We start from the raw sequence: 13,906 nt of genomic DNA on the forward strand, positions 1-13,906 counted from the left end.
CATGGACGACAACAAGCTCTGGGGGCCGGCCACCGGCGTCGGCTCCCTGCCCGGCGGCGACGCCCGCGAGGCCGCCAGGACCGTCACCGGGTCCTTCGAGGACTTCCCCTTCCTGGCGGAGCTGCCCGCGCGCGGTCCCGGCGCCGACATGATCGGGCGGACGATCGGGATGCTCGTCGACCTGTACGCGCACGTGGAGCCGAGCGGCTGGCGGATCAGCGACCGGCCGGGACGCGACACCAAGCGGGCCCGCTCCTGGCTCGGCGAGGACCTGGACGCCCTGGAGGAGTTCACCCAGGGATACGAGGGGCCGCTCAAGGTCCAGGCCGTGGGCCCCTGGACGCTCGCCGCGGGCCTTGAGCTGCGCGGCGGCGAGGCCGCCCTCGGGGACGCGGGCGCCTGCCGCGACCTGGCCGGGTCCCTCGCCGAGGGGCTGCGCGGGCACCTCGCCGAGGTCCGCAAGCGCGTCCCGGGGGCCAGGGTCGTCCTCCAGCTCGACGAGCCGTCGCTCACGGCCGTGCTCCGCGGGCACGTCCGTACCGCCAGCGGCTACCGCACCTACCGGGCCGTGGACCGGCAGGTCGTGGAGAGCGCCCTGCGGGACGTGGCGGCCGTCCACGACGGCCCGGTGGTGGTCCACTCCTGCGCCCCCGACGTCCCCTTCGCGCTGCTGCGGCGGGCCGGAGCCGCCGGTGTCTCGTTCGACTTCGGACTCCTCACGGAACGTGACGAGGAGACGATCGGGGAGGCCGTGGAGGCCGGGACGACGCTCTTCGCCGGTGTGGTGCCGTCCACCGACACGGCATTGTCGGACCCGGGCGGTAGCGTCATGGGTGTCAGGACGCTGTGGCGCAGGCTGGGGCTGAATCCGGGGACTCTCGCGGAGTCCGTGGTCCTCACCCCGACGTGCGGGCTCGCCGGTGCTTCGCCGGCGTACGCCCGGGCGGCGCTCGCCCACTGCGCCCGGGCGGCGAGATCGCTCGCGGACAACCCAGAGTGACCGGGTTTCGAGGTACGGGAGGACGGACGAAGGTGGCAGTCGAACAGGGGGCCCTGCCCGCCGAGGCACGGGAGAAGCACGCCGACCTCGCCGAGCAGGTCGAGGAGCACCGCTTCCGGTACTACGTGAAGGACCAGCCGGTCATCAGCGACGGCGAGTTCGACAAGCTCCTGCGCGCGCTGGAGGCGCTGGAGGAGGAGTACCCGGAGCTGCGGACGCCGGACTCGCCGACCCAGAAGGTCGCCGGGCAGTACGAGACCGAGTTCACCGCCGTCGCGCACCGGGAGCGCATGCTCTCCCTGGACAACGCCTTCGACGAGGAGGAGCTGGCCACCTGGGCCGAGCGGGTCGCGCGGGACGTCGGCACCCCCGACTTCCACTACCTGTGCGAGCTGAAGGTCGACGGCCTCGCGGTCAACCTCACCTACGAGCACGGGCGGCTGACCCGCGCCGCCACCCGCGGCGACGGCCGCACCGGCGAGGACATCACGCCCAACGTGCGGACGATCGCCGACATCCCGGAGCGGCTGCGCGGCGACCGCATCCCCGACCTGGTGGAGATCCGCGGCGAGGTCTACTTCCCGATGGAGGCCTTCGAGGGGCTCAACGCCCGCCTGGTGGAGGCCGGCGACAAGCCCTTCGCCAACCCGCGGAACGCGGCGGCCGGTTCGCTCCGGCAGAAGGACCCGAAGGTCACCGCCTCCCGCCCGCTGCACATGGTGGTGCACGGCATCGGCGCCCGCGAGGGCTTCGACATCTCCCGCCTCTCGGAGACGTACCAGCTGCTGCACGAGTGGGGCCTGCCCACCGCCCGGCACAACAAGGTGGTCGGCTCGCTCGACGAGGTGCGGGAGTTCATCGCGCACTTCGGGGAGAACCGGCACTCCGTGGAGCACGAGATCGACGGGGTCGTCGTCAAGCTCGACGAGATCCCGCTCCAGGGCCGTCTCGGCTCCACCGCGCGCGCCCCGCGCTGGGCGATCGCCTGGAAGTACGCGCCGGAGGAGGTCAACACCAAGCTGGTCGACATCAAGGTCGGCGTCGGCAGGACCGGCCGCGTCACGCCGTACGCCCAGGTCGAGCCGGTCACGGTCGCCGGCTCCGAGGTCGAGTTCGCCACCCTCCACAACCAGGAGGTCGTGAAGGCCAAGGGCGTCCTCATCGGCGACACGGTCGTGCTGCGCAAGGCCGGCGACGTCATCCCGGAGATCCTCGGCCCGGTCGCCGACCTGCGGGACGGCACCGAGCGGGAGTTCGTGATGCCCTCCGAGTGCCCGGAGTGCGGGACGCCGCTGAAGCCGATGAAGGAGGGCGACATCGACCTCCGCTGCCCGAACGCCCGGACGTGCCCGGCCCAGCTCCGCGAGCGGCTCTTCTTCCTGGCCGGGCGGCAGTGCCTGGACATCGAGAGCTTCGGCATGGTGGCCGCGGCGGCGCTGACCCGCCCCCTGGAGCCGGCCGAGCCGCCGCTCGTGGACGAGGGCGACCTGTTCGACCTCACCATCGAGCAGTTGCTGCCGATCAAGGCGTATGTCCGCGATCCCAGCAGCGGGCTGCCGAAGCGGGACCCGAAGACCGGCGAGGAGAAGATCGTCACGGTCTTCGCCAACCAGAAGGGCGAGCCGAAGAAGAACGCGCTGGCCATGCTGGAGAACATCGCGGCGGCGAAGACCCGCCCGCTCGCCCGCTTCATCAACGGGCTCTCCATCCGGCACGTGGGCCCGGTCGCGGCCGAGGCGCTGGCCCGCGAGTTCCGCTCCCTGGAGCGGATCGAGCAGGCGAGCGAGGAGGAGCTCGCGGCCGTCGACGGGGTCGGCGGGATCATCGCGGCCGCCGTGAAGCAGTGGTTCTCCGAGGAGTGGCACCGCGAGATCGTGCGCAAGTGGCGCGCCGCCGGGGTCGCCCTGGAGGACGAGGGGGCGGGCGAGGACGAGGGCCCGCGGCCGCTGGAAGGGCTGACGGTCGTGGTGACCGGCACCCTGGAGAAGTTCACCAGGGATGGCGCAAAAGAGTCGCTCCAACGGCTCGGAGCGAAGGTTGCCGGTTCCGTTTCGAAGAAGACCGCATTCGTGGTCGTCGGTGAAAACCCTGGTTCGAAGTACGACAAGGCGATGCAGCTGAAGGTTCCGGTTCTGGACGAGGAAGGCTTCTCCGTCCTGCTCGAACAGGGGCCCGAAGCCGCTCGGGAGGTCGCGGCGCCCGTCGCCGAGTAGCCTCCCGACACCCCGCGGAAGCTCACCCGTTCGGCGCATACCAGATCGTTACGGGTGGCCAGGCCGCATTCGGGCAAGAGAGGGAGAGCGCTGCCCGTCGGAGCCCTCGGCGGCCTAGTGTGGTGACCGTGCGTCCAGTCCTGCACGCCCGCGCGAGGGCTCTGCCGGGTCACGGCGTCAGGACATCGGCCCCGTGGTACCAGGAGCGGCCGCCCGACAGCGGCCGTACGCCGGACGACGTACGGCCGGACGACGGACGGCCGCTCACCGCGGCCCATCGCACACCGACGGCACCGCCGCCTGTGAGAGGGACGGGAATGGAACCGACCGAGAGCGCCGCCCCGGTCCCACGGCCGCACGGCCGTGTGGTCCCCCTGGGCTTCCCCTCCCGGCTGCCCGCAGCCGTGGTGGGCATCGCCGCCGTCGTGCTCGCCGCGGGGCTCCAGCGAGCCCTGACCGCCGGCCACGGCCTCTTCCCGGCCGGCGTCACCGGCTGGTCCCTCGCCGTCCTCACCGGCCTCATCGTCGGCCACCTCGTCGCCCTCGGCCGGGACCGCTGGTGGGGCGGCACCGGCTCCGGCGCCGCCCTCACCCTCGCCGTCCTCCTGCTGTACGGCTGGGTGCCCGCCGGACTCGTCTCGCTGACCGTCGTCGCCCTGGTCGGCGCCGCCCGTCGGCACCGCTGGCGCCAAGGCCTGCTGCACGGCGCCGCCGACGTCCTCGGCGTCGGCGCCGCAGCCGTCGTGCTCGCCCTCTTCGGAGACGTACCGACCGTCGGACAGCCCTGGCAGCCGCTCCAATGGACCATCGGGGACGTCCCGGAAGTCGTCCTCGCTGCCGGCACCTACCTCGTGGTCACCCGCCTCCTCCTGTGGTACACCCTCGCCCCCCAGGGCGGCGGACTGCCCACGGTCGCCCGCACCGCCCTCCTCCGGCAGGGCCTCGTCGCCGTCGCCCTGCTCGGCATCGCCCCCCTCATCTGCGTCGTCGCCACCACCCGGCCGGTCCTCCTGCCGCTCTTCGCCGTCCCCCTCATCGCCCTCGACTCCACCCTCTGGATCGCCCGCGCCCGCGCCGAGGAACAGCTCCGCGACCCGCTCACCGGCCTCCCCAACCGCCAGTGGCTCCTGGAGCGGGCCTGGACCGCGCTGGAGGAGGCCGAGGGCGAGGGCGCCCGCGCCGCCCTCGTCCTGATCGACCTCGACCGCTTCCGCTCCGTCAACGACACCCTCGGGCACCTCGCCGGCGACCGGCTGCTCCTCCAGATCGCCGAACGGCTCAACCTCGCCCTGCCCCACGGCGCCGAGGCCGCCCGGCTCGGCGGCGACGAGTTCGCCGTCCTGCTCCCCACCGCCGACTCCACCACCAGCGCCCAGCGGGTCGCCCGCCACCTCGTCGCCGAGCTCTCCTCCCCGCTCGACCTCGACGGGCTCACCCTCGTCCTGGAGGCCAGCGCCGGCGTCGCCGTCTTCCCCGACCACGCCCTCGACGCCGAGGGCCTGCTGCGCCGCGCCGACGTCGCCATGTACCAGGCCAAGCGCGACCGCACCGGCGTGGAGGTCTACGAGTCCAAGCGCGACTCCAACACCCCCGACCGGCTCGGCCTCCTCGGCGACCTCCGCCGCGCCCTCGACGCCGGCGAGGTCGAACTCCACTACCAGCCCAAGGTCCGCTTCGACGGCCAGGTCGCCGGCCTGGAGGCGCTCGTCCGCTGGGTCCACCCCGAGCGCGGCAAGGTCCCGCCGGACGAGTTCATCGCCATCGCCGAGTCCTCCGGCCTGATGCCCCACCTCACCGAGTACGTCCTCGAGACCGCGCTCGCCCAGGTCGCCCGCTGGCGTGCCCAGGGCCTCAACGTCCCGGTCGCCGTCAACGTCTCGCCGCGCGACGTCCACACCCCCGGCTTCGCAGGCGCCGTCGCCGCCCGCCTCGCCCGCCACGGCGTCCCGGCCGGCTCCCTCCAGCTGGAGATAACCGAACACGTGCTCCTGGAGGACCCCCAGCGGGCCGCCGACACGCTGAACGGCCTCACCGGACACGGCGTCAAGATGTCCCTCGACGACTTCGGCACCGGCTACTCCTCCCTCGTCCACCTGCGGCGGCTGCCCGTCAGCGAGCTGAAGATCGACCGCTCGTTCGTGGCCCGGCTCGCCGTCGACACCGAGGACGCCGAGATCGTCCGCTGCACCGTCGACCTCGCCCACTCCCTCGGCCTCCTCGTCGTCGCCGAGGGCGTCGAGGACGACGAGACCTGGGAGCGCCTGCGCGACCTGGGCTGCGACGCCGTCCAGGGCTGGCTGGTCGCCGCCGCGATGCCGCCCGCCGAGGCCACCGCCTGGCTCCTGGCCCGCGGCGAGCACGGCTGGCGCCGCCCCGCCGACCTCGCCGCCGAGGTCGAACTGGACCACCCCTCGGGCCAGGTCGTGCAGTGACCCGCCCTCTCCCGGGGCAAACCGTTTAACGGGCAGCGGCACCGGCGCCATAGGATGGTCCGACACCATCAAGCTCACCCCGTGAGGATCCGCATGCCTGGCATCACGCGCGAGGAGGTCGCCCACCTCGCACGGCTGGCGCGTCTGGAGCTGAAGGGCGAAGAACTCGATCACTTCGCCGGCCAGCTCGACGACATCATCGGCGCGGTCGCCCGCGTCTCCGAGGTCGCCGACCAAGACGTCCCGCCGACCTCCCACCCGCTGCCGCTGACCAATGTCATGCGCGCGGACGAGGTCCGTCCGTCGCTCACCCCCGAGCAGGCGCTCTCCGGCGCCCCGGCCCAGGAGCAGCAGCGTTTCAAGGTGCCGCAGATCCTGGGGGAGGACTAACACGTCATGACGGACAACACCATCATCAAGCTCACCGCGGCCGAGATCGCCGGGAAGATCGCCGCCGGCGAGCTCACCGCCGTCGAGGTCACCGAGGCCCACCTCGCCCGCATCGAGGCCGTCGACGAGAAGGTCCACGCCTTCCTGCACGTCGACCGCGAGGGCGCGCTCGCCCAGGCCCGTGCCGTCGACGAGAAGCGCGCCCGGGGCGAGAAGCTCGGCCCGCTCGCCGGTGTGCCGCTCGCGCTCAAGGACATCTTCACCACCGTCGGCATGCCGACCACCGTGGGCTCGAAGATCCTGGAGGGCTGGATCCCCCCGTACGACGCGACCCTGGTCAAGAACCTCAAGGCCGCCGACGTCGTCATCCTCGGCAAGACCAACATGGACGAGTTCGCGATGGGCTCCTCCACGGAGAACAGCGCGTACGGCCCGACCGGCAACCCCTGGGACCTCACCCGGATCCCCGGCGGCTCCGGCGGCGGCTCCTCGGCCGCCCTCGCCGCGTACGAGGCCCCGCTCGCCATCGGCACGGACACCGGCGGCTCCATCCGCCAGCCCGCGGCCGTCACCGGCACCGTCGGCGTCAAGCCGACCTACGGCGGCGTCTCCCGCTTCGGCATGGTCGCCTTCTCCTCCTCGCTCGACCAGGGCGGCCCCTGCGCCCGTACGGTCCTGGACGCGGCCCTCCTCCACGAGGCGATCGCCGGCCACGACCCGCTCGACTCGACCTCCATCGACGCCCCGGTCCCCCCGGTCGTCGAGGCCGCGCGCAACGGCTCGGTCGCCGGCATGCGCGTCGGTGTCGTCAAGCAGTTCCGCGGCGAGGGCTACCAGGCCGGCGTCGTGCAGCGCTTCGACGAGTCCGTCGAGCTGCTCAAGTCGCTGGGCGCCGAGATCGTCGAGCTGGACTGCCCGACCTTCGACCTCGCCCTTTCGGCGTACTACCTGATCGCGCCGTCCGAGTGCTCCTCGAACCTGGCGCGCTTCGACGCCATGCGCTACGGCCTGCGCGTCGGCGACGACGGCACCCGCTCCGCCGAGGACGTCACCGCCCTCACCCGTGAGGCCGGCTTCGGCGACGAGGTCAAGCGCCGCATCATCCTCGGCACGTACGCGCTGAGCTCCGGCTACTACGACGCCTACTACGGCTCGGCGCAGAAGGTCCGCACCCTCATCACCCGCGAGTTCGAGAAGGCCTTCGAGGAGGTGGACGTCATCGTCTCCCCGACGACCCCCACCACCGCCTTCCCGATCGGCGAGCGCGCCGACGACCCGATGGCGATGTACCTCGCGGACCTGTGCACCATCCCGACCAACCTGGCCGGCAACGCCGCCATGTCGCTGCCCTGCGGCCTGGCGCCGGAGGACGGTCTCCCGGTCGGCCTGCAGATCATCGCCCCCGCCATGAAGGACGACCGGCTCTACAAGGTCGGCGCCGCCGTCGAGGCCGCCTTCGTGGAAAAGTGGGGCCACCCGCTGCTTGAGGAGGCTCCGTCGCTGTGAGTGCCATGGCAAAGAAGGCCAAGAACTTCAAGAAGTCCAAGACCGGCGTCTACGTCTCGCTGGCGACGACCGCGTTCGGCGCGGTCAGCGTCGCCAAGCAGGCGAAGCTGGCCCGCAGCGACGGCGACATGCTGCGGCTCGTCGACGCCGCGGTCTCCGCCGCCGCCATCGTTACCGGCCTGGCGATCCTCTACCGGGAGCTGAAGCGCCTGGGCGACGACGACGTCCTGCTGGGCTGAGAGGGAAAGTCTCACCGTGACCGTCACTGAACTGCTGTCGTACGAAGCGGCGCTTGCCGAGTACGACCCCGTCATGGGCCTTGAGGTCCATGTCGAGCTCGGCACCAAGACGAAGATGTTCTGCGGCTGCTCGACCGAGCTGGGCGCGGAGCCGAACTCGCAGACCTGCCCGACCTGCCTCGGCCTCCCCGGCTCCCTGCCGGTGGTCAACGCGATCGGCGTCGAGTCCGCGATCAAGATCGGCCTCGCGCTGAACTGCGAGATCGCCGAATGGTGCCGCTTCGCCCGGAAGAACTACTTCTATCCGGACATGCCGAAGAACTTCCAGACCTCCCAGTACGACGAGCCGATCGCCTTCAACGGCTACCTGGACGTCCAGCTGGAGGACGGCGAGGTCTTCCGCGTGGAGATCGAGCGCGCCCACATGGAGGAGGACACCGGCAAGTCCACCCACATCGGTGGCGCGACCGGCCGCATCCACGGCGCCTCGCACTCGCTGCTCGACTACAACCGGGCCGGCATCCCGCTCATCGAGATCGTCACCAAGCCGATCGAGGGCGCGGGCGAGCGGGCCCCCGAGGTCGCCAAGGCGTACGTCGCAGAGCTGCGCGAGCTGATCCGTGCCCTGGGCGTCTCCGAGGCGCGCATGGACAAGGGCCAGATGCGCTGCGACGTGAACCTGTCGCTGCGCCGGAACGGCACCAAGACCTTCGGCACCCGCTCGGAGACGAAGAACGTCAACTCGCTCCGTTCGGTGGAACGCGCTGCGCGCTTCGAGATCCAGCGGCACGCGGCCGTGCTCACCGCCGGTGGCACGATCGTGCAGGAGACCCGTCACTTCCACGAGGACGACGGCACCACCACCTCCGGCCGCATCAAGGACAACGCCGAGGACTACCGGTACTTCCCGGAGCCCGACCTCGTCCCCGTCGCCCCGGCCCGCGAGTGGGTCGAGGAGCTGCGGAAGGGCCTGCCCGAGCTGCCGCGCGTGCGCCGCAACCGGCTCCGCGAGGAGTGGGGCGTCTCCGAGGTGGAGATGCAGGCCATCCTCAACGCGGGCGCGGTCGACGCGATCGTCGCCACCACCGAGGCGGGCGCGGACGCGGCCTCGGCCCGCAAGTGGTGGATGGGCGAGCTGGCCCGCAACGCCAACGAGAAGGGCGTCTCCCTGGAGGAGCTGCCCATCACCCCGTCCGACGTGGCCCGGGTCTCGGCCCTGGTCGCCGGCGGCGATCTGAACGACAAGCTGGCCCGTCAGGTCATCGAGGGCGTCCTCGCCGGCGAGGGCACCCCGGACGAGGTCGTCGAGAAGCGCGGTCTGAAGGTCGTCTCCGACGACGGCGCGCTCGGCACGGCGGTCGACGAGGCCATCGCGGGCAACGCCGCCATCGCGGACAAGATCCGCGGCGGCAAGGTCGCGGCGGTCGGCGCCCTGGTCGGCGCGGTCATGAAGGCCACCCGTGGCCAGGCCGACGCGGCGAAGGTCAAGGACCTGATCCTGGAGAAGCTGGGCGTCACCGAGGGCTGACCTCCGTGTCGTACGGATGACGACAGCGGCCCCGCACCGGAACTCCGGTGCGGGGCCACTGTCGTGCGTCAGGGCCCCACCGGGCGCCCCAGCATCCGCAGGCAGCCGTCCTGGCTCGCGCCTGAGCGTCGACGGACACCAGCGCGCCCGCGGGGAGGGCGAGCGTCAGCCCGTACGGGGACGGGGGCTCGGGCGCGGCCGCACTCCGTACCGTACGGCGAAGGCGTCACGGGCGGCCCCCTACATCTCGGCACCGTCAGGGAGCTCCCCGAGGGCCATGCCGCTCGTACCGGCCCGGGGGTTGGCGACCGAGCCGCGGACGGCGGCCCACGCGTCGGCGGTATGGGCGAGCGGCGGGGGAGCTGGTGGTGCGGGTCGACTCCACCTTCGTCCATCCGCTGGTGCGGGCAGACCTGCGCCACGAGGTGGTCCCCGGCGCCCCCGAGGAGGCGGCGCAGGTCGACCCGTACGACGAGAAGCGGGTCCTGCGGAGCGGCCCCGGCCACTGTGTCACCCCGACCCGGACCTGACCCACCGCCGCACGAGGCGGCGACGAGCGCGACCTCGCCGGCTGGACCCGCACCGTCATCGTGAAGCCCGGGAAGGCCCGTACCGTCGTCCGCTCGGCCGCCGACGCGCACGGCTGGTACGACCTCGAGGTCGCCCCCGGTGACTTCCGCCGCCGGCTCATGGGCCACACCGAGAATGGTCGCCCGAGCGTCTGCGGCTGAGGCACCAGGGGCCGGGACCCCCCAGGTCTCCGGCCCTTCGCCGCATCCTGTGAGGATCGCCACGAAACGGGCAAACGATCACGTTTGGCTGCGACAGTGGGGCGCGAGTACAGATCCAGTCAGGAGCACGTCCTTTGGCCGCAATCGCACGGTGGTGCATCCGGCACCGTCTCGTCGTCGTTCTCCTCTGGCTCCTCGCCCTCGGCGGGACCGCCGCGGGCGCGACCCTGGCCGGCAGCGCGTACTCCAACGACTACGAGGTCGCCGGCACGGAGTCCGGCCGGGCCACGGCCCTCCTGGAGCGGGGCTTCCACGGCCTCGGCGGCGACAGTGACACCATCGTCTGGCACACCGACCGGGGCAGCGTCCGCGCCGACGCCGTCGAGCGGCGCGTGACCGGGATGCTCGACAAGGTCGCCGCCCTCCCCGGCATCGCCACGGTCACCTCCCCGTACGGCGACACCAAGGGCCAGGTCAGCGAGGACGGGCACACCGCCTACGCCACGGTCACCTTCGACGCGCAGGCCGACGACGTCCCCGAGGCCCAGGCCCGCGCCCTCGTCGACACCGCGAGAGCAGCCGCCACCGACGACCTCCAGGTCGAGCTCGGCGGCAGCGCCGTCGCCCTCACCGAGGCCGGCGGCGGGCACATCGCCGAGGTCGTCGGCGTCGCCGTCGCGGCCGTCGTCCTCTTCCTCGCCTTCGGCTCCCTCGCCGCCTCCGCGCTCCCGATAGCGACCGCGCTCGTCAGTGTCGGCGTCGCGTACTCCGGGATCGTTCTGCTCGGCCATCTGATGACCGTCGCCGACTTCGCCCCCATGCTCGGCATGCTCGTCGGCCTCGGCGTCGGCATCGACTACGCCCTCTTCATCGTCACCCGGCACCGCAGAGGCCTCAAACGCGGCCTCTCCGTCGCGGAGGCCGCCGAAACCGCCGTCGCCACCACCGGCCGCGCCGTCGTCTTCGCCGGCGCCACCGTCTGCATCGCCCTCCTCGGCATGCTGATCCTCCGGCTCAGCTTCCTCAACGGCGTCGCCATCGCCGCCTCCCTCACCGTGATCCTCACGGTCGCCGCCTCCGTCACGCTGCTGCCCGCGCTGCTCTCCCTCATCGGCACGCGGGCGCTGTCCCGGCGCGAACGCCGGGTGCTCGCCGAACGCGGTCCGGCGCCCGAGCTGCCCACCGGCTTCGCCGCCCGCTGGTCCGCCTTCGTGGAGCGCCACCCCAAGCTCCTCGGCACGGTCGCCGTCCTCGTCATGGGCGTCCTGGCGCTGCCGACCTTCTCGCTCCACCTCGGCACCTCCGACCAGGGCAACGGCCCGGCCACCGCGACCACCCGCAAGGCGTACGACCTGCTCTCCGACGGCTTCGGGCCGGGCGTCAACGGGCCCCTGACCCTCGTCGCCGGCCTCGACGGCGCCGACGACCGGGTCGCCCTCGACCAGCTGCCGGCCGCGCTCTCCGCCACCAAGGGCGTCGCGTCCGTCTCCCCGGTCACGTACAACAGCGCGGGCGACACCGCCCTCCTCACGGTCGTGCCCGACTCCTCGCCGCAGTCCAGGACGACCAGCGAGCTCGTCGACCGGCTCCGCTCGGACGTCCTGCCGAAGGCCGGGGCGGGCACCTCCCTCGACGTGCACGTGGGCGGCGTCACCGCCTCGTACGACGACTTCGCCGAGATCATCGTCGGCAAGCTGCCGCTCTTCGTCGGCGTCGTCATCGCGCTCGGCTGTCTGCTGCTCCTGCTCGCCTTCCGCTCCCTCGGCATCCCGCTCAAGGCCGCCGCCATGAACGTCGCCGCCGTCGCCGGCGCCTTCGGCATCGTCGTCGCGATCTTCCAGTGGGGCTGGGGGAGCGAACCGCTCGGTCTCGGCAGCGCCGGACCGATCGAACCCTTCCTCCCCGTGATCATGGTCTCCGTGCTCTTCGGGCTCTCCATGGACTACCAGGTCTTCCTCGTCAGCCGGATGTACGAGGAGTGGCTGGAGACCGGCGACAACCGGCGGGCGGTCCGGGTCGGCCTCGCCGAGACCAGCCGTGTGATCAACTCAGCGGCGGTCATCATGATCTCCGTCTTCCTGGCCTTCGTCCTCAGCGGGGACCGGGTCATCGCGATGTTCGGCATCGCGCTCGCCGCGGCCGTCGCCCTCGACGCCTTCGTCCTGCGCACCCTCCTCGTCCCCGCGCTGATGCACCTGCTCGGCGGCGCCAACTGGTGGCTGCCGAAGTGGCTCGACCGCCTCCTGCCCCGGATCAGCATCGAACCGCCCGAGTGCCGGGAGGCCGCGGACGCCCGTGCGAAGATCCCCACACAGCGTGTGACGGTTCCGACCTCGGAGGAGAACGACGATGTTCGCGATATCGCTGGGTGACGACGGCGCCGAACTCAGGCCCCTGGAGCCCTGGCAGGCCGAGGAGTTCCTCGCCCACATGGACCGGGGCCGCGAGTTCATCGGCCGGCACATCGCCCTTCCGGACTTCGTCGCCGACCTGGACTCCGCCCGCTCCTTCCTCCGCTCGTACGCCGAGAAGGCGGCCGACGACGCCGGCCGCATCTACGGCATCTGGACCGGGGGCACCCTCGTCGGCGGTGTCCTCTTCCGCACCATGGACGTCGCGAACGGGACCGCCGAGGCGGGCTGCTGGCTCGAGCCCTCCGCCGCCGGGAAGGGCCTGATCACCCGGGCCTGCCGGGTCATCGTCGACTGGGCGATCGAGGAACGCGGCATCCACCGCGTCGAGTGGCACGCCTCCACGAAGAACCTGGCCAGCGTCGCCGTCGCCCGCCGCCTCGGGATGACGAAGGAGGGCGTCGTACGGGAGAACTACCTGCACCGCGGCACGCGCGCCGACACCGAGATCTGGGCGGTCCTCGCCCCCGAGTGGCGTGCGGCGAAGGCGTCTTAAGGCCCCTCTCATGTGGGCCACCTAGCGTGCGCCGCATGGACACCAAGACGACCGAGAAGACCGCGCCGGCAGAGCCGGACACGGCCGGGACCGACCAGGCGGAGACCGGCGAGACCGGGACCGGCGAGACCGGCGCTGCCTCCGCGGAGGCCGGGGACGAGGCCGAAGGCCTGCTCGACGAGACGCACGACGAGGAGACGGCCGCCCGGGAGACTCCTCGGGAGGCCACCGGCATCGGCGCCGGCGCCGCCGCCGTCGTCTCCGCCGCTCTCTCCGCCGTCGCCCTCACCGGCACCTGGGCCGGTAAGGTCGTCGCCGAACGCGAGACGCTCATCGGGCAGATCAAGACCTCCGGCAGTGGCACCCCGGTCCAGCAGATCCACGAGATCTACGGCGACGCCTGGCACAGCACCGCCCTGGTGAACGGCGTCTTCGCCCTCCTCGCCCTGATCGTCGCCGTCGTGGTGCTCACCCTGCCCCGCCGCCCCGCCTGGGTCCGGGCGGTCGCCGTCGCCGGTGCCGTCCTCGGCGGTCTGGGGCTGCTCCTGTCGGTCGGTACCTACTTCGACCTGTTCCTGAGCCTCCCGACCACCGGATCCTGAGGCCTCGGAGGGGGCGCCTAAGGCCCCCCTAGGACCCTTCTAAGGCCCCCCCGCCCCCGAACATGCGGCACCCGCCCGATGTGACGGCACCCCCTGGGAAACGAAAGTAGAGGCATCGCAGAGAGCGAGACCGAAACCGAGAAACCCAGGGAGCACCCGATGTTCGAGTACGAACTCCAGCGCATGAACCACGCCGAGCTCATCCGCGAGGCCGCCGCCCAGCGCCTCGGCCACGAGGCCGCCGTGGCCGCCGGCGCCGGCCGGGGCCTGCGGCTCTTCGGCCGCCGGATCGGGGGCCACGACACGGAGGGGCGGGTGAACGACGGCGGTCGTGGCCGCTTCGTCCGGGCCGCGTGAC

12 protein-coding genes and 1 pseudogene are annotated in these 13,906 nt (G+C 72.3%); all 13 read left to right on the forward strand.

Annotation, left to right across the window (positions count from 1 at the left end; genetic code table 11):
- The first annotated feature begins 1 nt into the window (after nucleotide 1).
- The 13 genes and pseudogenes from ACZ51I_RS17425 to ACZ51I_RS17485 all read left to right on the forward strand — a co-directional run bounded on the left by ACZ51I_RS17425 (nucleotide 2) and on the right by ACZ51I_RS17485 (nucleotide 13,905).
- Nucleotides 2-1,000, forward strand: coding sequence for a methionine synthase (locus ACZ51I_RS17425; protein WP_468876487.1), 999 nt, complete (start codon nucleotides 2-4; stop codon nucleotides 998-1,000).
- A 32-nt stretch (nucleotides 1,001-1,032) separates the two neighbouring features.
- On the forward strand, nucleotides 1,033-3,213 hold the full coding sequence (gene ligA / locus ACZ51I_RS17430; protein ID WP_468876489.1) for an NAD-dependent DNA ligase LigA: 2,181 nt from the start codon (nucleotides 1,033-1,035) through the stop codon (nucleotides 3,211-3,213).
- A 140-nt stretch (nucleotides 3,214-3,353) separates the two neighbouring features.
- On the forward strand, nucleotides 3,354-5,645 hold the full coding sequence (locus ACZ51I_RS17435) for a putative bifunctional diguanylate cyclase/phosphodiesterase (RefSeq protein WP_468876856.1): 2,292 nt from the start codon (nucleotides 3,354-3,356) through the stop codon (nucleotides 5,643-5,645).
- A gap of 93 nt (nucleotides 5,646-5,738) precedes the next feature.
- The gene (gene gatC / locus ACZ51I_RS17440) at nucleotides 5,739-6,035 is read left to right on the forward strand and encodes an Asp-tRNA(Asn)/Glu-tRNA(Gln) amidotransferase subunit GatC (RefSeq protein ID WP_015036350.1); all 297 of its coding nucleotides are present in this window, start codon (nucleotides 5,739-5,741) and stop codon (nucleotides 6,033-6,035) included.
- A 6-nt stretch (nucleotides 6,036-6,041) separates the two neighbouring features.
- On the forward strand, nucleotides 6,042-7,541 hold the full coding sequence (gatA, locus tag ACZ51I_RS17445) for an Asp-tRNA(Asn)/Glu-tRNA(Gln) amidotransferase subunit GatA (protein ID WP_030693797.1): 1,500 nt from the start codon (nucleotides 6,042-6,044) through the stop codon (nucleotides 7,539-7,541).
- Between the two features lie 5 nt (nucleotides 7,542-7,546).
- Complete coding sequence (locus ACZ51I_RS17450) at nucleotides 7,547-7,780, forward strand: hypothetical protein (RefSeq protein ID WP_356696183.1); 234 nt, start codon at nucleotides 7,547-7,549, stop codon at nucleotides 7,778-7,780.
- Nucleotides 7,781-7,796: 16 nt separating this feature from the next.
- Nucleotides 7,797-9,308, forward strand: a complete 1,512-nt coding sequence (gene gatB / locus ACZ51I_RS17455) for an Asp-tRNA(Asn)/Glu-tRNA(Gln) amidotransferase subunit GatB (protein WP_468876491.1) — start codon at nucleotides 7,797-7,799, stop codon at nucleotides 9,306-9,308.
- Between the two features lie 368 nt (nucleotides 9,309-9,676).
- Nucleotides 9,677-9,838, forward strand: a complete 162-nt coding sequence (locus tag ACZ51I_RS17460; RefSeq protein ID WP_468876493.1) for a hypothetical protein — start codon at nucleotides 9,677-9,679, stop codon at nucleotides 9,836-9,838.
- Nucleotides 9,839-9,859: 21 nt separating this feature from the next.
- Nucleotides 9,860-10,039: pseudogene (locus ACZ51I_RS17465) on the forward strand (phospholipase domain-containing protein); the annotation flags it as partial.
- A 134-nt stretch (nucleotides 10,040-10,173) separates the two neighbouring features.
- Complete coding sequence (locus tag ACZ51I_RS17470) at nucleotides 10,174-12,411, forward strand: MMPL family transporter (RefSeq protein ID WP_468876494.1); 2,238 nt, start codon at nucleotides 10,174-10,176, stop codon at nucleotides 12,409-12,411.
- Nucleotides 12,389-12,946, forward strand: a complete 558-nt coding sequence (locus ACZ51I_RS17475; RefSeq protein ID WP_468876496.1) for a GNAT family N-acetyltransferase — start codon at nucleotides 12,389-12,391, stop codon at nucleotides 12,944-12,946. Before ACZ51I_RS17470 ends, ACZ51I_RS17475 begins: the two co-directional genes overlap by 23 nt.
- A 35-nt stretch (nucleotides 12,947-12,981) precedes the next feature.
- Nucleotides 12,982-13,548, forward strand: a complete 567-nt coding sequence (locus ACZ51I_RS17480) for a hypothetical protein (protein ID WP_468876498.1) — start codon at nucleotides 12,982-12,984, stop codon at nucleotides 13,546-13,548.
- Between the two features lie 159 nt (nucleotides 13,549-13,707).
- Nucleotides 13,708-13,905: a hypothetical protein gene (locus ACZ51I_RS17485; protein ID WP_468876500.1), complete on the forward strand. Its 198-nt coding sequence runs from the start codon at nucleotides 13,708-13,710 to the stop codon at nucleotides 13,903-13,905.
- Nucleotide 13,906: the final 1 nt, after the last annotated feature.

It is taken from the genome of Streptomyces sp. NPDC034084 (assembly GCF_055575535.1).

Coding starts and splice junctions, on each gene's coding strand:
- ACZ51I_RS17475 (WP_468876496.1), top strand. CDS start 12,389: ATGTTCGCGATATCGCTGGGTGACGACGGCGCCGAACTCAGGCCCCTG.
- ACZ51I_RS17450 (WP_356696183.1), top strand. CDS start 7,547: ATGGCAAAGAAGGCCAAGAACTTCAAGAAGTCCAAGACCGGCGTCTAC.
- ACZ51I_RS17480 (WP_468876498.1), top strand. CDS start 12,982: ATGGACACCAAGACGACCGAGAAGACCGCGCCGGCAGAGCCGGACACG.
- gatC (WP_015036350.1), top strand. CDS start 5,739: ATGCCTGGCATCACGCGCGAGGAGGTCGCCCACCTCGCACGGCTGGCG.
- ACZ51I_RS17485 (WP_468876500.1), top strand. CDS start 13,708: ATGTTCGAGTACGAACTCCAGCGCATGAACCACGCCGAGCTCATCCGC.
- gatA (WP_030693797.1), top strand. CDS start 6,042: ATGACGGACAACACCATCATCAAGCTCACCGCGGCCGAGATCGCCGGG.
- ACZ51I_RS17425 (WP_468876487.1), top strand. CDS start 2: ATGGACGACAACAAGCTCTGGGGGCCGGCCACCGGCGTCGGCTCCCTG.